This is a genomic window from Verrucomicrobium sp. BvORR034 (assembly GCF_000739635.1).
Lineage (GTDB): Bacteria > Verrucomicrobiota > Verrucomicrobiia > Verrucomicrobiales > Verrucomicrobiaceae > Verrucomicrobium.
The window spans coordinates 1-23,673 of record NZ_BATQ01000032.1 but is presented as its reverse complement, the minus strand read 5'-3'; the positions used below and the strand labels follow the sequence as shown (position 1 = coordinate 23,673).

Here is a 23,673-nt window from a genome sequence, read left to right as displayed (position 1 = left end):
CTGGCTGACAACCGATTCGGCAAGATGCCAGTGCTTGTCGGTGGCCTGCCAGAATTGCGGTCTCTCGACATCAGCCGCAACTCCCTCCCGAGAATCCCGGAATGGGTGTGCTCGGCTGGCCGGTTGAAGCGCCTCAACGCAGGCTTCAACCGTCTCATGGAGCTTCCCCAGTGGATGCAACAGTTCACTCAACTGGAAGAGCTCGACCTCACGAGCCATCGCTTCCTGAGGTTTCCAGAATGGCTGCAGAATTTCGATCGGTTCACAAAGCTCCATATTGGAACCAACAACTTGATCGACCATAAGCCGCCAGATTGGATCGATACATGCACCCATTTGGTAGAGCTGGGCCTTCGCAGTCCCAGTTTGCAAAATCTTCCACGCTGGCTTTGTCATCTACCCCGCTTGCAGTCATTGAAATTGAGGCACTGCAACCGGCTGCGTCCCCCCGACTGGCTCGTTGAATGTCGTCACCTTCAAGAGCTGGATCTATATGGATGCAACCTGGAGGAGATCCCCGATGAATACGCCGCCTTCGTCAAAATGAAGCGCCTTTCCCTGGGGCACAATGACCTGAAAGCCCTGCCAAAATGGATGAGCGAGTTCACCCAACTGCAAGAGCTCGACCTCTCCATGAACAGGCTCAGCTCACTTCCAGCCTGGATTTGGGATCTCCATCAACTTCGCCAGCTGGATCTCTCCAATGCCGGTGCCGTTTCATTGTCCCCAAAAATTGGCCAGCTCAAAAAACTACAGCACCTGAACCATGCTGACTTGAGATTGGGGTCCGTTCCAGAGGAGCTGGGTGAGCTCCCCCTTCTTACAAGCCTCCGTCTTGAAAACAACAATCTGCATGAGCTGCCATCAGAGATCCGGCATCTATCGCACCTTCGGGAGCTCTCTGTGTTTGGGAACAGTTTGTCATCGCTACCGTCGTGGCTGTCTGATTTGCCCCAACTCAGAGATCTGGATGTCAGCTTCAATAAACTCGGTCAATTGCCGGATAGCATGGGCGACCTCCGAAAACTACGGTCACTCGATGCAACACAAAATCCTCTAGGGACGCTTCCCGTTTCAATCAAAGCTCTCCCCAGGCTGCGATCCCTGGCATTCACCTCCATGCGTGGATGCGATCTGCCGCCTTGGTTTAACCAGTTGACCGGATTGGAGCATCTGAGCCTGCGCAACAGCCACTTCGACACGGTGCCCGAATCGTTAAGAAACTTGGTCAACCTGGAGACGCTCGACCTCGACAACAACGAGCTGAAAAGACTGCCGGACTGGATTGGCGATTTTGAAGAAGCTCCGGAATCTGAAATTGTACCGCAACGCTCTCAAGCACCTGCCCGAGACCCTCACCAAACTCCCCCTCCTACAGTACCTTGATCTCTATGCGAACGAGGAACAGTACTGGCTCAAGCTCATCCAGAGCTTCGGCGGCAACTCGCCCGTCATCATCGTCTGCAACAAGTGCGACCAGCAGCCCATGCAGCTCAACTGGCACGGGCTTAAGGAAAAGTACCCCCAGGTCAAACACTACGCCAGGCTGGTATCCTGCTTCGAAGACAAGACCACCCGCGAGGACAAGCGGCAGGGCCTAGATGAACTGCGCACCCTCATCGGACGCACCGTCGCGGAGAATGTAGCCCATGTGGACACCCCGTTCCGCCCCGAATGGCTGAACCTTAAAACGAAGCTGGAGCACGACAAGCGCGATGTCCTCACGGAAGCACAGTTCGAGCGAGCTTGTGGCACCTGTGAGGTGGCGGAGGAGGACCGCAAGTTTCTCCTCCACTTCCTGCATGACCTTGGGTTGGTGCTCCACTTTGGCGATCATGCCCTGATGAAGGATACGCATGTGCTGGATCCTGGCTGGGTCACACCGCTGCGGTGTACCGGCTGCTGAATGACCATCCGCTCAATCAACGGCACGGACTGCTGGAGTACCCGTACTTCGTGGAGGTCCTCAAGAAGGTTGACGGCTACAAGTACGTACAGCATGAGTCTTTTATCTGGGAGATGATGAAGCGGTTCCAGCTCGGCTTCGAATTTGAGGCTCCCGGGCACAAGGAACCCGGCATGTTGATTCCCGACCTCCTGCAGAAGGAGGAGGGCTACCGGGGACAATGGTCGAACTCCCTCGCCTTCATCTACAAGTACACCGTGCTGCCCCAGGCCGTCGTGAGCCGGTTCATCGTCGCCATGCACCGCCATATCAAGCCCAACTCTGCGTGGCGCTACGGCGCCATCCTGGAGAGGGAAGGTTGCCAGGCCCGCGTCAAAGCCGACCTTGAGGACCACGTGCTGGAGATCCAGGTGATGGGGCCTGAAGCCAGCCTCCGCAGCTTTCTGGAGGTGATCCGTGAGGTGCTCGACTCCATCCACGAAGGGTTCTCGGAAAAACTCGGCGCCCAGGAGTTCGTGCCCGTACCCGGAAACCCCGGCAAGAGGGAGCCCTACCGCAAACTCCTTCAAATGGAGCGCGACGGCAAGACCGAAGTCTACATCGAGGACGTCGGCGACGTGCCCCTGTCCCAGTTGCTCAACGGCATCGCTCCTGCCCGTCGGCGCCAGGACTTGGGAGAGTGGGAGCGGCATCGTGAAGAGCGCCATGCTGACCATGCCCGCCCCCCGGCAACCTCAACTTCACCTGCTCCTGCCCCTGACCCAGCGGAGGAAGCAAGCTCCACGAACCCCGCCCCTGTGGGGATGCCCTGGTGGCTCTGGTCGGTCATCCTGGCCGCCGGTGGCACCGCTCTGATCCTCACTGCCTGGTACACGCCATGGCAATGGCTGCGCTACGCCATCGCAGTATTCGCGGTCCTCACGCTCATTTTTATGAAGTGGGATCCGCAACTCTTTCACCGAAGGTTGGCGGTCACTGGCCTCTCCATTCTCAGTATCGGCAATGCACTCGGCTTCCACCTGGATGCGAAGTACGAAGGCCAGGGCATGCTGGGAGGCCTCAAATGGGTGGCAGACTTCTCGCCATCGTTCAACATTGTGATGGCATTCCTTGTCGGTTGGATGCTCTTTCTCGATTTCCTGAACCGCCGCGCTTCAAAATCCTGACCGCAGTCCCCAAGCCCCACCTCGGCTTCCGGCGGCGCACGTTCACTCGTTTCCACCGCCCCTGTTAATCCTCCTCGTGAGCGTTCACCTCGTTCGATTCATCACGATTGGCACCGTCGTGGTGAATCTCACACAAACAAATAACAGACAACCCCAGGTAACTCACGGCAAGAATGATGTCGCCCACATGAGAGACTGCCATGACAAAGTACAACACTGAATGCAGGTGCTTTAGTTTCATGAGGGTGTTTTACACCCAATGCACCCAAGCTGCTGCCCCCCTTATTTTCTGTGCCGGCACCGGCCTGGAAGCCATTTTTCAGGCAAATTATTTCCGGCACCAAGCGGAACAAAATGCCCGCTGGCCTTGTCATGGGCCAGCGGGCATTGAGTGTTCACGTCTGACGCAGTGATCGCGTGAGGTTCGAGTTGTCACTCACTGATGGCCTGCCGCCACCGGCGCGTGTCAACCTGCAGAACGCATCAGCAGACCAGGTCGATCGCAGGGACCTTCAAAGAAGGTGCCAGGCTGCCTGTCCGTGCGACGCTTGCCAGGAAAGGAGGCTTCTGTCGCTCCGTTTGGAGGTCCGTCGGGGAGTTGACGACACGCACCATGCCGCAGCCATTCCGTGCCGCCAACTCGAGGATCGACAGCTCCGCCTGTTCTTGCTGGCATTTGGAGCGGGTGCGGCGACCACCGCCGCCTTTGACCTTGCCCCGGGGCCTTCCTGCGCCGGTCTTGACGACCGCCTGGCCTCGCCTCACGTCGATCTTTTTCACACCACGGAGGAGGAGGCCCACGTTGTCACCCACGCGGCCTTCGTCGAGAAGCTTGCGGAACATTTCAATGTCCGTAACGGTGGTGCTGGGGGACACGGTTCGGACGGAGGGCATCTCCTTGAGGATCCCGCGCTCGACACGGCCGTGGCCAACAGCTCCACGATCTGCGATCGCGATCGCGTCTTCCGCGGGCATCAGGATGTCAGGATCCATGAGGCGCTCTGAAAGAGCCATCAAGCTGTCCACCGGGTCCATGACCTTTAAGTCCTCCGCGTTGCGTTCTGCCACACCTGGGACGGCCCGGGACATGGTGACGCAAGCAACAGCCTCCGCGAGGAGTCCACACTCCCTTCGGGCCGTATCAGGCAGACCATCGCCATCTGTGTCTCCTTGGCCTCTCTTGCCGATGCCAACAACGCGCCGGGCGAACTCCCGGAACAGGTGCCAGAGACTGCCACCATCACAAACAGCGCCCTCCTCCCTCCAGCCGAGGCTGGTCATTCTGTTTTCCTCATAGTCGGCAGGCTCAGGGTGAACAGCATAGACGACGCAACACACATCGATATCATACACCACGCAGGCATCGCCCTGGATGACGCCCTGCTCCCCTTCTCCCGGAGCAGCGTCGATTTCATCATACTCCTTTGCTCGCGCGAGGCAGGCATCAGTGAGTCCATCATCATCGGAATCTCCTTGGCCTCTCCTGCCGAGGCTGGTCATCCTGTGCTCCTCATAGTCGGCGGGCTCAGGGTGGACGACATAGACGACGCAACGCTCGCCGGCAGCACTCACTTCATGGGCATCGCTCATGGTGATGTGAGGTTCTCCTGGTTCAGGAGCAGCGTCGATTTCATCATACTTCTTGGTCAAGACCTCGTCATGCTGTGAAAGCACCCTCACGATCGCAGCGGAGAGCGTGGTCTTGCCGTGGTTGATGCAGGCATTCCGGGCGGTGGGGCCCGCCTGTTTCCTGGCGGCCTTATTAACGACTTGTTTTTCCATGGTGGATAGGGAGGTAGGTAGGCGTTAGACTTCGGGCAGTTGCTGACTCCGCAGACAGATGGACTTATGGCGGGGCTCGAACCCGCTTCCTCGTCCTTACCAAGGACGTGCTCTACCACTGAGCTGCACAAGCACACCACGGTCCGTGGAGCGCCGGTTTGGATGACTTCAAAGATTCCTGATGACTCGTTGCGTTGGAATTAGGATGCTTTCTGGAGCAAAACGGGAGCGTGCAACAGCGCGATCAAATAGCGGTTGCGGCTGGTTTTTTTCTTGGAGCACGATGCGGCGGCCTGCTCCACAAGGGCGTGGCGCATGGAAGGGATGAGATCGTTCGTCGCCCGGTCCCACCCCTCTTCGCTCACTGAAGCCAGCGCCAGCCTCATCACAGCACATCCTGGAGACTGATAGTTCCTCATCGCATTGCTGACAGCGAGCTCTGCCGGATCCCCCTGCTCCCAGGGTGCCACAAGTGCCAGACAGCCATAGTTGTGTTCAGACATTCCCTCGTGAACAGGCTGCAGGCTGAGGGCGGTGCTCCTTCTCAGGTAGTTGCAAAAATCAACGCGTTCATTCTGGTCGAATGCCGCCTCCACAAAGAACCCGCTGTTGCGGGGAGTGGCATTCACAATTTGATTTCCAATACGGAAGACCAGCTCCCGCAAGACGCTGTCAGAGGGCGGGAGCTGGAACCCTTTTCCTGTGTATTCATACTTGGTGTCTCCATTGGGCAATCTGCCCCGCTTCCTCAGACTGCCATGCTTGCAGAGGGCCCTGATGATCGCCCCCGCATGATCAACCCCGATCTGTAGGATGGCGGCCAGTTGTCTTTCCGTTACAAATCCTCCCGCACTCACGGCCTCGGCCAGGCGACGAGTGATGCGAAAAGGCGAAGCGCTCGCCGCTGTTTCACGGAGCTTTTGGTCACCATCCTTAAACTGCTCACTGCGAATGGGAATCGGATTTTTCGTTATCCCGCGCAGGCCTTTCATGGCCACCTTGGTCAGAGACGACGAATCGATAAGACGCTCTTCGATCTTGGATTTACACACCTGCTCAAAGTTGCGGTGATCACGGTCAGGAATACCGAGAAGGATGCTCATCTCAGCACTTTGATCGAGTCTCTCGGCATACAAAGATCCCCAAGGGAGCCCTGATAGGCTTAAGTCGTCACAAATGGTGGCATCCAGTCCAAAAATGGGATTGCGCGGGGTCATAGGCTGTCGACGGTCCGGTTAAGTTTGTTAATTCAATTGAGGATTCGAGCAGGTAAAAATCGTAATGACGCACTGACAGTCTTGCAGAATTGGTTCGCGCGGGAATGGTAAAATTTTTCCACCTTTTTGACGAAATTTCATGCATACGGCACAGGCAAGCCCCTTGAAAAACCCCGCCACCTGTAGCACCGTCTCGCATGGGCTTCTTCAATCCGTGGCGCAGGTGGGTCTCACGCATGAGGCACCAAGTTCGGCCGTGGCTCCGCCAGGGCAGGCGTATTGGCACCGTCATTCCGCGCCAGATACAAGCCCTCAGGCAGCAGTATGACTCACGGCGCCTGACCATCTACCGCCACCAGGCCCTGTCACACCCCTATTCCCCGCTCCTTCCTTCCACCTCCACCCCATCCCGGTTTGCCGACCTTGAAGAGGTTTGTGATGGCTACGTCCGTTTCCTGCTCGACCGCGTGGGCTGCAGCCTGGCACCTGCCGACGTCCTGGAGTCCGCCCGCCTCCACGGCCCTGCCGCCGCCGTGGCGGAGTGGAGCAAGAGAGAAGGCTTCACCTACGATGAGATGAACAGGGCCCGGCCCCACCGGCTCGCCAGATGGCGCCAGGGGGTTCAGTTCGAGGAAATGGCCTGCGCAGGCGCGGTCAAGCATGGCATCGACATAGAGGTCGTTCACGCCGTGCTTCGAATGAGGTGCCCCACCTCTATTGACCACTACCAGGCCCGCCTCGTCCGGGCGTGCTTCATCCTGGGCAACATCGAGAAACTGAGCTCCAGCCTCAAGACACACCTCAATGCCGCAGCCTGGGTCCCCCTCATTCAACAGCGCTGGGCCTGGGTGGAGAAGGAGAACCTCGACTCCATCTCCGCCTATAGCCTGGAGCTGCGGTGCTGGCAGGAACTCGGCGAGAAAATCATCAACAAACAAAAGGCCCCCACAGGCCGCCCCAAGCGATCGTCGCCACCGCCTCCCGACACAGCCCACCGTCCTGTCACCCTTGAAGATCGGGATGCCTTCCACCGCCTCTGGAATGCTCCCGATTACGGAGGCAGTCTGGAAAAGCAGCAAGTTGCCCCCAGCCCCTGGGCCGCTTACGTCTTGCTGGACTTCGTTGCCCAGATGCCTCCCTCTCCTGAGCAAAGAAAGTGGCAGGACGAAGTCGAACGCCTGAAATCCTGGTTCAGCCGAAACACTGTACCCCGTCTCCCCTAGACCCGGAAAGAGGGATACCGATACCGCGCATCATCTTCGTGGGCGGCCATGCCATCCCTTGCCTTGCCTGCCACTGCGCGCCTCACTCAACCGGCAGAGCCACCGGCGGAGGAGGAAAGAGCTCCTCCGCCTGTCCTGAAAGACGGTCCGCTGTTTTGAACAGATGGAACTCAATGCGCCGGCGTTTGCGGGCAACCTCCTTCTCCTGCTTCATCAGCCCCTGATCCAGCCTGGAATCAGGGGAGATGAAAGCCCCTGCCGACAAGGGCAGGAACACCCTGATGAAGTCCAGCGAAGGCCAGTCTGAGCCTCCGCGGTTCTTCTGCAAAAACTTCACCACCGCCAGAGCACGCAGCATCGCCAGATCCACGTTGCTGGGGATCATTTTTCTTCTGGCCCAATCGGTTGCGGAGGGCACTGGCACGAAGATCAGCGGACTGCCCTGCTCAGGTTGCAATGACACCGTCTCATCCCCCCGCAGCCAGCCAGCCATCAACGTATCCAGATCAGCCTTGGAATCGAAGGTCGAAAAGTTCAACGGCGTCGTGTCCGCATGGCCCACCACCTCCACCCCGTCAAACCCACCAGCCCGCCCCTTCTCCTCAATCTCCCGCGCCACGCCCAGCAGCCGCTGCGCCAGATCTGAGTCAGCCGGAATATCAAAGGACAGCTCCCCGAAAAACGCCCCCTCACCCGAGATGGGCCGTATCTGCGGGAGTTTCTCCGGCGGAGCCACAGGTTCAACCACCAGGTCGGGTACTGGAGGAGGAGGAGGCGGAGGAGGAGGCGGAGGAGGAGGAGGAGGCTCCGGTTCCGGGTTCTTGCTGATCACGGCCATCGCAATACCAATCAGCAGGATGGCCATGAACAGTTCTTGCTGCGGAGTGATTCCTCGATGCGTCATGGTATGGCTAGGGGAAGAGAGGCCCTGGGTGGCCGTCACACATCATCTGTCCCGCAGTTCCGCGGTCAGGATTTCCAGGTTCACCTTGATGGCGGCCAGCTCACCCTCCAACTGCTCCCTGCGGGCAACGTCCGTCAGCAACAGCGTCTGCACACCGGCCATCAGTTCCGCCGCCTTGCCCACGAAGAGGTTCGCGTTGTCAACACCCACAGAAGCCAGGGTCACCGTGTCCGCCGCCTGCTGCACCGTCTGGTGAAAGTGTCCCATGTTCTCCCGGATCGCCTCCAGCATGGTCACCGACACTCCTTCGACAATAGCATTGGCGCTGGGCTCCGGCAGGTTTGCCACCACGGCTGGACCAGGCGTCTTTGGCTGGAGAAGCAGGCGGTTGAGCGCCCACACATCCAGAAACCCCGCCAGAAACCAGCCCAGCAGGCTGCTAAACAGCCCACTGCCCAGCATGGGCAGCATTCGCTTCAAAATTTGCTGCGATGACTCGTTGGATGCCGCCTGCGCGCTCCCTCCGGCATTCCCGTACAGCAGCACCACCATGCCGGCCAGGGTATAGAGGTAGCCAGTCAGCTTCACCAGCTCAGCCCCCGCCTGTGGGGCCACGCGCCATTTGCCCTGGCCGAAGCTCGCCACCAGGGCCAACAAAAACACCACCACCACGTGACAGGCTGCGAGCGTCGCAAAATCCCATCCGAATGGCACCGTATGCCTGGACAGATCTCCATATCGGATCACCGGCCAGACTGAATAGTAGCCCATCACCAGGAGTGAAGAGAAAGAAAGCCAAAGCAGTATCTGCCTCATAGTTTTGTCAGATCGGTCATGATTTCGCTGGGTCTTTGCATCTCCTCAGCACAACTCTCCGCAATAACGTGAAGGGTGTTATTGCCCGGTTCTCCTTCTTGATCCGCCTCCTGAGGCATTCTGTTGCTCTTTTGCCGGACTGTTTTTTGCCGCCCCCACTTTGGCCTTTTCAGCCTCTTTCTTCAGCGCGTCCACCTCCTGATTGAGCTTGCTCATCGACTCTGAATGGAGTTTTTGCGCTGCCGTCCACTCGTCCCTCAGCTTCTTCATTTCCTTTCCGAGTTCAGTTCTGAGCTCCTCCCGTTTCTTGTTAAGCGCGTCCATTTCAGCTCTGGGCACTTCCGCCACTGGCAGAGGCCTTCCCACTTCTGGTTTGGCATCGCCAGAGTAGGTTGCCCCCCCGGCGTTCCAGCCTTTGGTTCCTTTTTATCCGCGGCACCAGCCGCCGCTTTGGTGACATCAGGCGGGCCTGAGATGCCCGCATCATCGGGCTCCGACGATCCAGACGCGGCCCCTTTGTCGGTCGCTCCCGTTTTGTCCGGCTGCTTGCCCTCTCTGGCACCCTGCAGATTCTGTCTGACAGCCAAAATCTCCCTTTCCAGGCGACTTTGTTTTTCCGCAGCTTCCTCCGACTTCGAGGTCATGTCAGAGTAAACCAATATCAACGGACCATAGAAAAGCAGAACTCCCCCCAGTGCCATCGCGACGAAGGTGCCAGGCCCCACGGCGCTCTTCTGCTTTTGCGGCAATTTTTCCAGAGCATCTACGATCTGCTTCTGGCCCTCCCTGAGGGTCTCGACAGAGGCTTCCAGGTTCAACAGCCGCTCGGCATCCACTCCTGACGGAGGCTCTTGGTGACTAGCCGGAGAAGACTCAATGTAGTCCTGCAAGTTATCGAGCTTCGGCGACCCGATCATTCGGGCCAGCCAATTCGGAACCCATTTCCCTTTCCTGGCAGAGGTTTGCCTCGGTCGTTCAATCCGTCCTGCATGCGCCGAATCCGCCCGTTGCATCTGTAGTTTCGTCAACTCATCAAAGACTCTATCAAGGTGGGTTACTGAATCCTGCCTGAGTTGTTGCAGCTTTTCTTCAACCCCCTTGATCCTTCCCTCCAGTACCTTTCCCCGGCTCTGGCCTTCCTGGAGCAAGCTCTTTCTCAGCTCCTCAACCGTCTCTTTTGAGAGTTGTGGCGAGGCCGGAGCAGGCTGTTTTTGGGAGGCATCCCCCATCGCCTCATCTTTCCTCCCCGTTCTCGCCCCGCCAGGCCCCTGGGCGATGACCAACAGACCTGCCTCCTTGTTGAGAGGCGGCAGTTCATGATATAACACGCAGATGTCATCCTCAAGCTTGTCCGGAGCATCGGTTGGGATGCGTCCGCTGCTGGAAAGCCCCTGGTTCAGCTGGGCAAAACCATTCACCTGCACCAGCAGGCGTTCAAAGTCCGGATAGTGCTTCTCGATCCCGTCCGTGAAGAGGCAGATCGCTCTCGCATTGGCAGCAAACCGGGAAACCGCCTGCTCTGGATAGGCAATCTCCAGACTCCCAACCCGCCGCCCCCAGTAAGATTCAACAAGCTCATTCTTTCTTTCGATAAACCGGTCACCATGCCTGTCATTCAGTTCAGTGACCGTCACGCGCGCCGCACTCCCGTCCTGATAAAGAAGCACTGCTGAGGTGTCCCCCAGGCAGGCGACATAGAGGCCGTCATAGTCCCGGTACACACAGGTGAGACATGCCACCATCTTATCCCGGGCACCACGATCACCGGCATAGGCGGCCACATCGCGATTGACGGAGGTCATCAGGTCCGCCGCAACCTTGGCCCCTCCACCAGGCCCCTGGATCAGTCGCTGGGCCGCCGTCACAAACGCGTTTCTTATCACGCCCAGAATCGCCGTGGGAACGTCTTCAGGAGCATCGGTCACATAGCCAACCAACCTCCCAGTTCTTTCATCGACCCATAGAACTGCATCATCCCTCCCCCCGGCGACAGCCTTGTCAAAAAAGTACCCCGGCTCAAAGCAGGTAAATCCGTAAAGTTCAGGTTGATTCATGGTTCTCCTCAGTCCTGTAGACTCTTCACTCAATATCCTCCAAGTCCAATGGAGACGGGCGCCCAGGCACATCCCAGGACAGCAATGCCTCCGTGTCCCCTTGAACCAGCATCAACTGCGCAGGCCACACACTCGCCTCCGTGTCCGCGGCCCAAGTTTCTGCGATTTTTCCTGAGATGGCAGCCAGACGTGTTTCGTAGTCCGCCTGCACCTTCCTCATTTGCGAGTCCGTCTGCAGGGGGGTGTCCGCCACATCGCAGAGCTCTCCAGTAAGCACCCTTGCCTGCAGAAGGCCCAGATTGTAGGCATGCTGTTTGAGCAGCAGCTCCCTCGATGGTGGCAGGTCTTTGCTTCGCCACTTCTTCCAGGCCTCGAAAGCCGGGTCCCGGTAGTCGTCCTTGCGGGGCAGGGGGTCGTCATCCCACTGCCCCTGCGGCAGGTAGGAGCCGAAGTCGATCAGCGTCAGACCGGATTCATCAGGAAACAACACCAGGTCTTCCGCAGTACAATCCGGAAAGGCCAGCCCGGCCGCCAGCGCCCGGCGGTAGAATTGCCGCAGCTGATTCACCAGCTCCAGTCGCTCCACCACCGTGAGCGGTTCCTCCAGGCGCTCCTCCAGGGTCTTGAATTTCGGCGACACCACCAGCCAGACGACAGAGCTATTGTCTTCTGGATAGACCTCCCTGAACTCCGCGTTCATCGCCAGGCACTTGATGTCGGGCGGCAGCAGGCCCTTGTCCTGCAGCACCGGCCAGATGTTACGGAGGGCCTTTTTCCGGCCGTTGAGGTCATTCCCCCAGAAGACTTTGACGAAGTGTGTCTGCCCCGGGGCATCGCTTGGTTCTGCGACAAAGATTTCCCCCTGGGTCGTGATCCGGTCGGCAAACGCCTTCCGCAGACCGGTAATCCCCTTCTTCTCACAGAAGCTCACCAGGTGCGCCTGCTGCAACTCCACGGGAAGCGAGTTCTCCCTGGACGCCTCAGAGGAGGTGGTGCGTGACCCGGTGCTGATCACAAACAACAGATACCCTACGGCTGGAAAGCCGACCGCGAGGTAAAAGACCCCGTTGCCCAGCGGAATCCCTTGCTTGATGTCTTTCTGATCTCCTCGCAGCAATTCCCCAGAGACAAACCCCAGCAGCTTCTCCTTCAACTGCAACGGGTCATCCGTACCCGCGGGGTTGAGCTCCATGCGCGTTGCCACCTTGAACTGAAGGTCCGCTGCGACCCCCTCATAAGTTTCCAGGATGTAGTGATCCTTCTTCGTATCGAACGCAATTCGGAACAGGCCTTTGGCGGCAGCATGGCCAGCCTTGGCTGGAGGAGTCGCCGCACGCCACAAGTCGGGTCCGTGATCAGACGCCTTTACCGCCTCCACCAGAGAAGGCAGAGCCTCCAGATGCACGTCCACCCCTTCTTGATCCTGGAAAGCATCGGTGTCGAACTCTGGAAAATAGTTCAGGCTGTCAATGCGCAGCCGGTTGAACTCGCGCTGACCCGACACCTTGGGTGCATCCATCTGCCACCCTTTTGCATCATCATAAGTAGCGGCTCCCAGCCAGGCGATGTTGCCCTTGATGCCCGCATCAGCCTGGCTCATCCAGTCCTGATAGATGCGGCGCACATCGTTGGCCGTCGCGTTCACTTCGAGTTTCCTCCCTGTAAATCTCCGGATCTCCTCCGCCAGCTGGTTGGTCGTCAGCCCCAGTCCAGGAATATGCTGGATCTCAAAAACGGACAACTTTTTCGACTTCGTTGGGGGGCGCCAGCCGCCGTTGTTTTTGCTGCCGTCCCTCTCTGGCACGGCGATATCCGTGATGCTGAGCTTCACCTGCCGGGCGGGATAGTGGCAAAGGTAGAACTGGTAGTTCTCAGGATAGACGGCCCGCCGGATCGGCTTGCGACTGGCATTGGCATCTGAGGCCCGGTCGATCACCCCCCTGGTCTCAGCAAACAGGATGGGTTCACTGCGCGCTTCCGTACTTACCTTTAACCGGAAGATGACCGCATCTGGACCGCTGCGGCGCTTCGTGACCAGCACATACTCCGACTTCTTCAGATCACCCGAGGCATCTATGAAACACACCTCGACGTGGATCTTCACCGACAGCAGGGCTTTCAAGTTGCCAGGTTTGCGGGCCATCGAGATGGCCAGACGGTCCGCCTTCTCCAGGATCGCTTCTCTCGTCACGTTCGTGAACTCCTTGCACGCAGGCCCCACCTGGTTGCTGACCCAGAAGTCCTTGGCGTCCCGGGTCAAAACCGCCCCCACCGGGATGACGATGAAAACGTCATACTGCTCCATGTCAGACTCCAGCATGCGCTGCAGCATCAGATCCACCTTGGGCTGGGCTGCCACACCTTCGGCGAAGGCCTTTGCCAGGTCCTTCGTGGTGGGTTTGGCGCGGTTCGCTTTCCCACGCCCAAACTGTTTCATCAAGAAGCCCGGAGGTTGGATCTTTTTTGAAAGCGCGGCGAAAGCCTCGCCAAACGAGTAAACTTCAGGGTTGCTGTCGTTGTCATGTCCGTTCGGCAGGATATCCCAGCCGGTCAGGACCTCCTCGATCTTCCTGGAACTTTCCTCAAAGTTTGCCGACCACTTCGCCGGATCGAGATGTGACGCGCCTCCGGACAGAGGGTATCGGGCTCCCGCCCCACCCCCTGCCTCATCGTTTGTAAGGCCCATCTTTTCCAGCAGCTCCTTGATCTTGCTCATATCGTCCCCGTTGTTGCTCTTAGAATCTATCTTCCTTGTTTCTCCTTGCCCGTCCGTTTCGCCCCGTCTGATTCCGCCGTTCCCGCCGCAGGCGGCACCGCGCCGGCCGTCTGCATCTGCACATAGTATCCCAGCCAGGTGGCCGCGACCGGCAGCACATCTTTGACGAAGAGTTCCAGCGCCTCGCCATCGCCGTGGCTCACCGTCTCATCGCCATTGACGGAGACCACCAGAGACAGCCCCGGGCCATCCCAGGCCCCCGCCTTGGGTTTCAGGTAACACACAAACATCCGGTAGTGCCCCGTGTCGTAGTCTCGCAGCAGATAGGTGCCCGTCTTGCCAAACGCCTCAAGGTTCGGGTACTTCTGCATCGCCGTTCCCACCACGGACGCCGTGCCCGCAACCGACTCCGTTCCCGTGATGGGCTTGCGCAACAGGTCGCGCATCCTTGCCACCGTCAGCTCCGGCAGGGCCAGCGGGGCGGCCCGTGCCGGCATCTGGAGCGGACTTCCCGCCTCCGGCCGGGCCCGCAACAAGGTGGCCTGCACCTGCCGTCCCGTCACCAACCGGGCAAAGTTCTGCGCCAGCGCCACATTCGTCCACTCCCCCAATCTGCCCCCGCCCACGATCATGCTGACAAAGTCGTTCCGAAGATCGATGTCCGATGACACCAGGTACTGCTGGCTGTACTGAGGGGCACACCGGTGCCGCCCCAACCATTGCACTGCGGCGGGAAGCTCCCTGCAAAGCTCCGCATAAGTCCTCTCCGCATCATAGACACTGAAATCCCCCTCCGCCGGCGGAGCCAGAGGCGTGCCAAAGAGCGCCGCCAGATGCGTGGCAAAGCCAGTGTCTGAGATGCCCTTGGGGAACTTGGCCACCTCATCCCTGCCCTCCATCAACGGCACTTCCACCGGCCCAAAGGGCTCTCCGTTCAGGCGGAAGCCCTGCCCTCCGCCGGGGCGCAACTGCCACGCCGTCATCTGCTGCCCCTTGTCTCCCGTCAGCGCCACCGCCAGCAGCGCCTGGTTGATGAACCAGAGGTTCGAGGACTTGGCAAAGGCCAGTGCCGTCTGGTCCGCCGTGCCATAGGTCCAGTCGTGGAACGGCTTGAGCCACCGCACCTGCCGCCCCACTGCGGAGAGGCGAAGGCGGTCGTCACTCGTCGAGCGACTGTTATTTCCCAAGTCCTCGGCTCCCTTTCCATCGATCTCCAGATTCAGCAAGCTTGGTGCCACGGCTGCCGCAGCCGCGGCAAACATCGGCTTCGCCGCACTGCCCACCGGATGATGCCGGAAATTTACATTCATGGCCCGGTCACTCTTGGGATTCAGCCCCGCTTTCATCCCGCGCACGGCAGATCCCAGAGCCAGCAGCTCACCATGCTCGTTCATGATCGTCACCCCGTACTCCCGCTCCACCGTCCCCCGATGCTCTCCCTGCCGCCGAGTCACCGACGTCTGCATCTGCACCTGCAATGTACGGTCCAGCGTGCACATGTAGGACTTGTCCCGGAGGCTGTGCTCCTCCGCGATCGAGCCCATGGCAGAGTCGATCGCCTCATCCAGCTTGGCCACATACTCCGCTCCAGGCATCCTGTCCTCCACCCCACGCCCCCTCCGCTGCGGCCCACCGTTGTGGTAGTGGAAGAACCCGATCAGATCATCCTCCTCGCGACGGCCGCCTGGCGCCACATAGGGGGTGGCCGCGGCCTGCCCGGCGTCCAACAGCGTGACCATCAACCTCTCCCGGTCTGAGTTACGCCCCCCCTGCCGGTAGTGAATCGTCCCCCTCGGGCCCTCCCTCAACCGGTACTCCAAGGGGTTGGTTCCTGCAATCCTCTCCCAATCCGTTCCCGGATCGAGACGCACGTTATTAGTATTCGCCAGATTGATCAGGCGCAGCTCCTGACCCGAGCCCGTCTTCAGGACGTAGAGGTGGCACACATCCCTGCCATTCTCCCGCAACATGATGACCGGCACGGCTGTACGCGCCTGAAGATCGAACCGCCCATCCTCAAGACTGCGGTTCAGCGCCGTCACCACAGCAGGCTTGCTGCTCTGCGGCATCACCGTCTGGCAGAAAGACTCGTGCTTCCCCACGTACCCGATCCGGACCTGCGAGCCCAGCGTCAGCACCGGATCCTTGCCCTGGCGGCGCTGCTCCTCCAGGCGCTTGAACTGGTCCAGGAACATCAGCTCCCCTCTCCAGGAAAACTTCTGGTGGTACGCAGTCTCCTGCCGGTGCACTCCCCGCCTGGCCACATAGCGCGAACCATTCAGTTCAAACGTGGTTTGACTCTTCAGCACACCCTCACGCCATCCATCCGCCTCATCCCCTTCCACCGCATCCGTCGCCTCTGCCGCAGCTCTTTTGACCCCGATCCCGGCAGTACTCCGGGCGACATGCCAGGTCAGATAGCTGCGGTGCATTTTCTCCAGCTCCTGCAGCAGCGGACTGTGCCGCACAAAACCGCTCAACCGGCTGCTGCTGCGCAACCTTTCCACAGCCTCCACCAAGCTGTCCTCATGCTCTTCCATCAGATAGCTCAGACGCTGGTAATCCTTGGGTTTGCGCAGCATCTCGGGCTTCTGCCGGGTGAGCCATTCGGAGAAGCCGGGAAAGCCCGCAGCGATTTCCTGCTGCGCCTTCTTGCTGATCTCCAACCACGGTTTCAGGTCGGACGTCAAAACTCCGTCCTTCAGCATCTGCTCCACCGTCTGGGCATAGAAGTCGTGATCGATATGGGTCGGTCTTTCCAGGTTGTCCGCCTTGTAAACCACCCAGCCCACCGCCAGCGCTCCCGTCAGGGCCAGGCAGATCGTCACCGTCCGGGTGATCCAGCCATCGCCACGCACCCCATCCAGCCGGAAGGACGTCGAGCTTCGCGCCCAGGCCTCCAGCCCTCTCCTGACCGGCCTGACCACCTCGCGTAGTTTCCTCGTCCACCTCATGAGTCACCCCCATTTGAGTTCAGTCCCTGGCCCCACCATCCCATCAGCACGGCCAGCCCACCCGCCTCCAGCAGGTCAGAATAGCTGTTCAATCCCAGCATGATCATGTTCTTGCCCGTCAGGGGCAGGAGACCGAAGTTGCTGGCAATCATGTAGAGCGAGAGCAGTCCCATCGCCCACGCGGCAGCCTTGCCCGCCACCTCAGACATCACCACCAACACCGAGCTTCCCCCCTCAGGACGCCAGTACAAACAGGCCACCAGCGGAAACATCGCGTACAGCGCCACCACCGCCAGCGTGCCCTGGATGCCCAGCTGCGACTTCAAAAACACAGATGGCGCGTAATCACACAGCAGATTCGCCCGCGCCCCCTGCCGGATCGGCACGCTCAACAACCCATCTCCCCCCCAGCCAGACCTCCCGTAGATCTCCACCATCTCCAGTTCCTGGAAGATCTCCACCGCCTTCACGTCCGGCTGGCTCGCCACGAACTCCCGGTCATGCGACCGCAGCCGCAGGAATTTTTTGCGCCACCCCAGCTCGTCTTTCCGCAGCTCACCATCAGCCTCCTCCGCCCCCCGGCCATTCTCTGCGGCCCACGCCGTCGCCGGCAGCAGGTGATCAGATCTCAACGGCCCCTCCGCCATCAAGCTGGAGACATAGGGGATCAACACCATGGCCAAAACCGCCAGCACCACGCCCCACCCCTTCCACAAGACAATCACCCTTGGGGCTAAGGCCAGCACGCCCAACGCCAAAGCGGCCAGAATCATCCAGTAGTTCAGTCTGACAGCGCTTTCCACCACCCCGTCCAGATCCTCACGGAATGCCCGCTCCAGGCAGTTGTACCCCAGCATGCCGAACCATCCGACCGTCAACGGCAGCAACAGCCAGAACACCAGTCTCGCCAGCCATCCGGGCACCCGTCCCGCGACGTAACTCAGCAGCACCAACCCCACAGGCGCCAGGATCAGCACCGCACCGAGATCCTTTACCACCAGGCCGTATATCGCGGCGTGCAGACCGGCAACCGCGCCGAAGACAAGGATGACCCAGCGCCACACCATCCAGGACTGCTCCTCATACTGCTGCTTCAGCTGCCACCTCCGGCCAAATCCCGCCACCAGCCAGCCCGCCAGCAGAGGCAGGGCGAGGAAATAGATCGCCGACTTCTGAATGTTGCCGACGCCGAGGGCGATTCGTTCCCCGCCCGGTAGAACCCCGGGGCCCAACACCAACAGCACCAGAATCCCCGTGATGAAGATCACCCCGCCAGCCCGGGCTCCGTCCGCCCAGGCCCCGCCTGCCCGGGCCCCGCCAAAGGCAGCCTTCGTGCAATATAGAGCAAGCCCGCCCAGGGCCGCCCAGCCGCCGGTCTTCACCAGCCCACCCCATCCATCACCCAGTTTCCACACCAGCAGCCCCAGACCAAGAATCACAAGCAACAGAGCCCCCAGAACGGCCTCCTGCTTGATCCACTTCAACAGCCTGCCTGGCAAATAGCCCCCCAGGAATCCCACCCCCCCACCGGCGACGCCCACCGCAGCCTGGATCTTCCAATCGTGCTCCACCCCCCAGGCCCCCGTCCACCCTCCCATGACCGCAGCCCCCAACGTGAGCACCGCCGCCAGCACCATCACCACCGTGAGCACCGCCGACTCCCGAACCTCCGGCCCATGCGGTCCTCCCTGCTTCACCCGCAGATACAGCCCCTGCCAGTTGAGAGGCTTCAGCAGCCAGGATACAAAACCACGCGCCCAGACCACCACCCAGAAGAGCACCGGCACGCCAATGGCCCAGCTTGAGCGCACGTGCACCGCCTCATCGCTCGGGAACACCCAGTCCGCACTCCATCCCAGAAGCACCCGCGTCAGCGCCAGAACGGATAGCAAAGCCAGCAAGACGCCCCCATGGGGCCACACCCGGTCAGGAGTACTCCACAACAGCAGGCCCAGCAGTATTCCGGCCCCCAATATCGTGGCAGCCCCCCTGTTATCCGCTCCATACCGCCCCACCTCCAGCAGCATCCGCTCTCCATCCTTCATCTCACCAGCGGGCGTCAGATCCACCTGCCCCGGCAAGTCCATGGCAAAATCCGCCCCGCCTTCCAATCTCACACGCCGCCCGCCCTCAGGAGCCCCCATCATCAACCGCCATGGCTGCTCAGGATGCTCATATCTCGCAGGCAATCCACCCAGTGTCAGGTATGAAGCATAACGCTCTGTGCCCGCTCTGGGCAGCTCCGCCACCCTCAGCCCTGCCAGCTGCGACCCGAGCTGCAACCTCCGCAGCTCAGACACGGTGAAAAACTCCACATTCCGGTTTCTCAACCCCGTGAGGATGGCATCCACTGCGGCCACCGTATGATTTTGAATGTCATGCAGCAGGATGATCGCGCCATCCTGCAGCCGTCCCGAGGTCCCGTCTGTCCCATTGAGCACCCGCTCCGTCAACGCCGTCACGCTTTGGTCGATCCCCTTGGTGGAATCCCCAGAATCCACCGTCCAAAAGATCGCCGGGAGCCCCAGTCTGTCGAAAAGCCTTGCCCCATGCCCATGTCGCATTGGCATCGCTCCACCCGGGTTACGAAACAAGCTGGGCCGCGGCACCTTGCAATCCTCCACCAGGATCCGTTGCAACTCGTTCACCTCCACATCCGTCCAGTTGCCGACGCTGTGAGTCCGCGTGTGATTGCCCAGCTCGTGCCCCTCTGCCACGATGCGCCGCACCATCTTCGCGTAATCTGCCGGGCTGGCAAAACTCTTCCGGCTGTCCAGGATGAAAAACGTCGCCACCGCCCCATGCCGCCGTAGCGCCTCCAGCACCTTGGGCGTGTTCGTGGGGTGCGGACCGTCGTCAAACGTCACCGCCACCTGCATCCTCGGCCGGTCATTGGGCAGAATACGGACCTGCCCCTTGTTCCCCAACAACCCCTCCTGACCCTCCCCATAGATCCCGCTCCAGAGGTCATCCCCAGCCCTCACGGCCGTTGACTCCGGAACCCGCTCCCCTTCATGATCATAGACCCAGCCACTCACCAGAAAGTGCTCCAGGCCTCCCTGCATCATGAACTGCTCCGGGATGCGCACCGTCTGCTCCCGCTTGGAGGCCGCCCCTCCCGTCAGCTTCCCCTTCAACCCGCCATCTTTGATCCCCACGCTGAACTCTGCCAGGCTCACCAGACGAGTCTCCCCATTGCGTTCGCGTGTCGTCCACACCCGCAGCATTGAGGAGGACTGCTCAGGAGCCGTCCATACCGCAGTCGGCTCCTTCACCGTTCCATCCAGCTCCAGACCGCCCACACCCGTACGGAGGACGTAGACCTGCGTGCCCTTTCGCGTGGTCCAAAACACCGCATCCTCACCCAATCGCACCGCCTTGGGAAAAGCCGGCACGCTCACGCTGTCCAAAAGCTGGGACAATCCTTTGTTGTTCAGAACCTTCCGCGTCCACCGGTATTCGTTGTCGTCATAGGTCAGTTCACAATCAATGACGCCGGTGGACCGCAGGACCACCTTCGCTCCTCTTTCCACCGGAAACCGCACCTCACCGTCATTTCCTGGTACCTCCGCCTTCGAGAAGTCCACAAACAGCACCCCTTCACCAGGATCGACCACCGCACGGCGCGCCAGAAGTCTTCCATCACCGCCTTGAACTCCGATCTCCAGCCCACCGGATGCGGAGTTCAGCAGTCTCCAGGGCAGCAACGCAAAGCGATCCGCCTTCTCGCCTCCCGCCCCCTTCCTGTTCTTCCCTTCATCCCAGGGCACCGCACTCACACTGGTTTGGAAGCCGGTCAGCTTCCACTCCCAGCGCGCATGGTCGTTCGTCGCGCGTTGCCACATCCCGGCGAAACAAAGCCCCGTCACCATCACCGCCGCGGACAACAGCAACACTATCAGCCCGCTCCTCATCCTGAACACCATCGCGACAATAGAGAGCACAACCACAACCACCACTGGCAGGGCGAAATAGAGGGTCGAAAGCATGCCACTCATCTCCCTCCAACAAGTTTTACACCAGACCATTGTCAAGTCCATTTCTCCATCAAGTTGCTGACAAACCAAGCCGTCTTCGATTCACCAGCGGACTTATCAACATATCAACATATTTACATACTACTTTGTTGTCACCGCCCCCTCCGCCTTCACCCGCCATGGCATAAGTCGGACTACTGCTTCGGTTCGATACCACACCGGCCCGTGAACCGGCCCGCCCAGGCACAGTGATGGTTGAAAGTGCACAGGCCAGGCACGCGCAAGCCTTTAAGAATGAGGCAGGCAGCGCCTTCGCCCCCTCTGCGGGCATCCCGCTTCGTATTGGGATGAACGATGCTCGATCCCCTCCGAAACAGCCAGCACTCAAGGGATGAGATATCGTCCATCGGACTATCCCAACCGTCCCAACGGGGACCGCATGAGCAATCTCCGGCAAATATATCAAAATATTCACCCAACAGCATATTGCCAGATGGACATACAATGACTCAACGTAGTAGTAGTCTAAAAGAAAGATCGCATGGCACATGTCGTGCGTGGAAAAACACCTCTCCATGTCAAGCCCCACTGCAACTGCTGTTGCTGCCGGCACACGGCAATCGACGGCATCAAATTTCCCCCATGCCATTGTTAATGAAGCAGTTCTGACTCCCGCTTTCATCCTCGGCGTCACAGGAAACAACGATCCCGCGGGCTACGTCCACTGGCCTCCCACGTACTCTCCAGGCAGCCCCCACCCCGGCCCATCCCCTCTGCCAGCCATCCAGGCCGTGCGGGACGCCGTGTTTGCCACGCTGGACTGGCTGCTCCACACCCCCACCCCGCTGCTCTTCACCGGCCGGTTGGATCCTCATTCCCGCCGCTTCCTCCAGTTTGAGAACGCCCAGGGGAACACCGCAGAGGCCTACCACGCCATCTGGCAGCCCCTCGGCCTGGGCACCACCCCCATCGTCGTGCTCAGCTCCCTGGCACCGGGGGTGGACACCCTCGTGGTGGAAGCCGTCTTCGCCTACAAGAAGTGGCACCCGGAAGCCCGCATCACCGTGCGCGCCCCCCTGCCCTTTCCGGAGGAGATCTATGCCGAGGCCAGCTCCTTCTCCCGCTGCACCCCCGATCAGAATCCCCTGGGCGTTGCAGACGCCCCCAAGCGCCGCCTCCAGCATCTGCTGGAGCTGATCAAGAGCCAGGACGGCTTCTGCCCGGAGCGGGATCTCTTCTGCGTGCCCCTGCACCCAGACGTCTCCGCAGACCCTGACTACAATCCGACCGGCGATCCCGCCGTGGACCTCACCGCAGGTACCACCACCCCCGTCAGGTTCACCCGGCGCAACATCCGCTACCGCGCCGCCGGTGAATACATCGCCGCCTACAGCGACGTCCTGCTCGCCATCTACGATGAGACGCATGACACCGCCACCCCGGCAGACCTCACCTCCCTCCAGAACCCCGGTGCGGCCGTCATCACCCTGGCCAAACGCCGCGGCCTGACCGATGGCCTCCTGCCCATCCCCAGCATCATCGCCTGGGCAGACACCGGCCCCGTGCTTCACGTCCCCATCGACCGGGCAAAGACCGGCGCCAACGGCCTCACCCTCCCCCACCGGCCGCTCCGTCTCCTTCAGCCCTACGACGCGCAGCCTGACGATCTCCCCTCCGCTACGCACCTGCCCGAGCACCACCCCCGCTGGCAGGAGAACGGCCACCGCCTCCTTCAGGCGATGGTCAGGAACCTGCACGCCTATCAGCATCTTCTCCCCACCGTACCCACCACCGCCGCGCAGCGGGAGGAGGCCCTGCGGAAGCTCTTCACCGGCAGCAAGAACGCCACCACCCACGATCGCGCCGTGGGGATCGCCTTGAGCTGCACCACCTCCCCCTTCGGCACCTTTGCCCGGCTGCGGGATCTCACCGCCGACGTCGGCAACGGCTGGGGCAAGAGGGCGGACCACCTTCACCTCTTCATAGTCGGCATCACCGTCGCCTCCCTTTTTCTGTTCGTCCTCTCCACCACCAATCTGGTCAAGTTCTCCCTCAGCGAGTCCGCCTCAGGCATCCTGCGTGGGCTGGCCTTCGCCATCGCCACCGGCAGTTCAGCCGTCGCCTGGCTGCTCCACCGGGGGCACAATCCCGCCCGCCTCTTTCAGTTTGGGCTGGAGAAGGAGGACCAGACCAGAGTCCCCCCTGCCCAGGTGGAAGACCGCCAGTTCGACTACCGCATCATTGCCGAAGGCATGCGCGTCCAGGCCTACTGGTCCATCTCCGGCCTCTACTCCGCCGTCGCCAGCCGCTACATCCAGCGTCTGCGTGGGGAGCTCGGCTGGATCCGCGGCGTCGTCAGCAGCTTCACCTTCCCCTACCTGCGCACCCGGCAGTGGTTTCTCCAACAGCCGCTGCCAGACCAGCTCACTCTCCTGGAAGCCGTGCAGAAAGGCTGGATCCAGGGGCAGAGCACCTACTTCTCCGGCACCGTGAGGAAGCACACCCTCCTGCTGGAGTCCTGGGAGGGCCTTGGCCGCGTCCTGCTCAGTGCCGCCTTCCTGCTCGCCTTCCAGGCCCTCTACATGGACGTCTGTGGAGAGGACAGGGCCACCCATGACGCCACCCTGACCCAGCTTACCGCCTCCAGTTCCTGGGCCCTCTTCATCGCCGCCCTGCTCCTGCTCGTCCCCTTCCAGTTCTGGCTGGCAGAGAGGCTCTCCAGGGGCCAGCGCACCGGCGGCAAGTCCCCCCTGCACCTCCACTTCTGGCGCGTCTTCTTCCCCACCTTGTGGATGGATGAGGATGAAGACCCACCCCAGGGGAGCACCCCTGGCTCCACGCCCCCTTCCACGTACCGCCCGCTCGTCGCGTGGCTGCGGCGCACCTTCCCCACCCAGCATCAGCGGGAGACCTTCGTCAGCTGGCTCCACTTCGGCTGCGCCCTGGCTCTGGGCACCG

The 23,673-nt window shown here is 60.5% G+C and carries 14 protein-coding genes and 1 tRNA gene; 5 read left to right on the top strand and 10 right to left on the bottom strand.

What is annotated here, in order from left to right:
• The first annotated feature begins 24 nt into the window (after nucleotides 1-24).
• Genes BV034_RS34475 through BV034_RS05570 form a run of 3 tightly spaced genes read left to right on the top strand, consistent with a single transcriptional unit; the run spans nucleotide 25 to nucleotide 3,072 of the window.
• Nucleotides 25-1,386 (top strand): hypothetical protein, encoded by a 1,362-nt coding sequence (locus BV034_RS34475; protein WP_343123283.1) that lies wholly within the window; start codon nucleotides 25-27, stop codon nucleotides 1,384-1,386.
• Nucleotides 1,319-1,906, top strand: a complete 588-nt coding sequence (locus tag BV034_RS05575; RefSeq protein ID WP_081887594.1) for a COR domain-containing protein — start codon at nucleotides 1,319-1,321, stop codon at nucleotides 1,904-1,906. Before BV034_RS34475 ends, BV034_RS05575 begins: the two co-directional genes overlap by 68 nt.
• Nucleotides 1,891-3,072 carry a COR domain-containing protein gene (locus BV034_RS05570; RefSeq protein ID WP_050024968.1) on the top strand — a complete coding sequence of 394 codons (1,182 nt, stop codon included), beginning with the start codon at nucleotides 1,891-1,893 and terminating at the stop codon, nucleotides 3,070-3,072. The genes BV034_RS05575 and BV034_RS05570 overlap by 16 nt, the downstream gene beginning before the upstream one ends.
• 64 nt (nucleotides 3,073-3,136) lie before the next feature.
• Here BV034_RS05570 and BV034_RS35695 read toward each other — a convergent pair whose 3' ends face one another.
• From BV034_RS35695 to BV034_RS05555, 4 genes are all read right to left on the bottom strand, one after another.
• Nucleotides 3,137-3,313 carry a hypothetical protein gene (locus tag BV034_RS35695; protein WP_265592664.1) on the bottom strand — a complete coding sequence of 59 codons (177 nt, stop codon included), beginning with the start codon at nucleotides 3,311-3,313 and terminating at the stop codon, nucleotides 3,137-3,139.
• Between the two features lie 242 nt (nucleotides 3,314-3,555).
• Entirely contained in the window at nucleotides 3,556-4,854 is a 1,299-nt protein-coding gene (locus BV034_RS05565) for an EF-Tu/IF-2/RF-3 family GTPase (RefSeq protein WP_050024966.1), read from the bottom strand.
• Nucleotides 4,855-4,915: 61 nt separating this feature from the next.
• Nucleotides 4,916-4,987 (bottom strand) — tRNA-Thr (locus BV034_RS05560).
• A gap of 67 nt (nucleotides 4,988-5,054) precedes the next feature.
• Nucleotides 5,055-5,957: a hypothetical protein gene (locus BV034_RS05555; protein WP_050024964.1), complete on the bottom strand. Its 903-nt coding sequence runs from the start codon at nucleotides 5,955-5,957 to the stop codon at nucleotides 5,055-5,057.
• 350 nt (nucleotides 5,958-6,307) lie between these two features.
• Between BV034_RS05555 and BV034_RS05550 the strand changes: the two genes are divergently transcribed.
• Nucleotides 6,308-7,294: a hypothetical protein gene (locus tag BV034_RS05550; RefSeq protein WP_265592663.1), complete on the top strand. Its 987-nt coding sequence runs from the start codon at nucleotides 6,308-6,310 to the stop codon at nucleotides 7,292-7,294.
• 82 nt (nucleotides 7,295-7,376) lie between these two features.
• Here the strand turns inward: BV034_RS05550 and BV034_RS05545 are convergent, their stop codons facing one another.
• The 6 genes from BV034_RS05545 to BV034_RS05515 form a co-directional block, all read right to left on the bottom strand.
• The gene (locus BV034_RS05545; protein WP_050024960.1) at nucleotides 7,377-8,198 is read right to left on the bottom strand and encodes a hypothetical protein; all 822 of its coding nucleotides are present in this window, start codon (nucleotides 8,196-8,198) and stop codon (nucleotides 7,377-7,379) included.
• 42 nt (nucleotides 8,199-8,240) lie between these two features.
• Complete coding sequence (locus tag BV034_RS05540) at nucleotides 8,241-8,969, bottom strand: hypothetical protein (protein ID WP_050024959.1); 729 nt, start codon at nucleotides 8,967-8,969, stop codon at nucleotides 8,241-8,243.
• Nucleotides 8,970-9,280: 311 nt separating this feature from the next.
• Nucleotides 9,281-11,068: a hypothetical protein gene (locus BV034_RS05530; protein ID WP_050024955.1), complete on the bottom strand. Its 1,788-nt coding sequence runs from the start codon at nucleotides 11,066-11,068 to the stop codon at nucleotides 9,281-9,283.
• A gap of 25 nt (nucleotides 11,069-11,093) precedes the next feature.
• Entirely contained in the window at nucleotides 11,094-13,784 is a 2,691-nt protein-coding gene (locus BV034_RS05525; protein WP_050024953.1) for a hypothetical protein, read from the bottom strand.
• 26 nt (nucleotides 13,785-13,810) lie between these two features.
• Nucleotides 13,811-16,738, bottom strand: coding sequence for a hypothetical protein (locus BV034_RS05520; RefSeq protein ID WP_265592662.1), 2,928 nt, complete (start codon nucleotides 16,736-16,738; stop codon nucleotides 13,811-13,813).
• Nucleotides 16,735-20,727, bottom strand: coding sequence for a polysaccharide deacetylase family protein (locus BV034_RS05515; RefSeq protein ID WP_265592661.1), 3,993 nt, complete (start codon nucleotides 20,725-20,727; stop codon nucleotides 16,735-16,737). The genes BV034_RS05520 and BV034_RS05515 overlap by 4 nt, the downstream gene beginning before the upstream one ends.
• Nucleotides 20,728-21,290: 563 nt before the next feature.
• Between BV034_RS05515 and BV034_RS05510 the strand changes: the two genes are divergently transcribed.
• Nucleotides 21,291-23,673: hypothetical protein (locus BV034_RS05510; protein WP_265592660.1), on the top strand; the 2,383-nt coding region annotated here is incomplete at its 3' end.

Excerpts from the sequence above, each read along its gene's own strand:
- BV034_RS05565 (WP_050024966.1), bottom strand. The coding sequence starts at position 4,854 with ATGGAAAAACAAGTCGTTAATAAGGCCGCCAGGAAACAGGCGGGCCCC.
- BV034_RS05515 (WP_265592661.1), bottom strand. The coding sequence starts at position 20,727 with ATGCTTTCGACCCTCTATTTCGCCCTGCCAGTGGTGGTTGTGGTTGTG.
- BV034_RS35695 (WP_265592664.1), bottom strand. The coding sequence starts at position 3,313 with ATGAAACTAAAGCACCTGCATTCAGTGTTGTACTTTGTCATGGCAGTC.
- BV034_RS05525 (WP_050024953.1), bottom strand. The coding sequence starts at position 13,784 with ATGAGCAAGATCAAGGAGCTGCTGGAAAAGATGGGCCTTACAAACGAT.
- BV034_RS05520 (WP_265592662.1), bottom strand. The coding sequence starts at position 16,738 with ATGAGGTGGACGAGGAAACTACGCGAGGTGGTCAGGCCGGTCAGGAGA.
- BV034_RS05550 (WP_265592663.1), top strand. The coding sequence starts at position 6,308 with ATGAGGCACCAAGTTCGGCCGTGGCTCCGCCAGGGCAGGCGTATTGGC.
- BV034_RS05545 (WP_050024960.1), bottom strand. The coding sequence starts at position 8,198 with ATGACGCATCGAGGAATCACTCCGCAGCAAGAACTGTTCATGGCCATC.
- BV034_RS05555 (WP_050024964.1), bottom strand. The coding sequence starts at position 5,957 with ATGAGCATCCTTCTCGGTATTCCTGACCGTGATCACCGCAACTTTGAG.
- BV034_RS05530 (WP_050024955.1), bottom strand. The coding sequence starts at position 11,068 with ATGAATCAACCTGAACTTTACGGATTTACCTGCTTTGAGCCGGGGTAC.
- BV034_RS34475 (WP_343123283.1), top strand. The coding sequence starts at position 25 with ATGCCAGTGCTTGTCGGTGGCCTGCCAGAATTGCGGTCTCTCGACATC.
- BV034_RS05540 (WP_050024959.1), bottom strand. The coding sequence starts at position 8,969 with ATGGGCTACTATTCAGTCTGGCCGGTGATCCGATATGGAGATCTGTCC.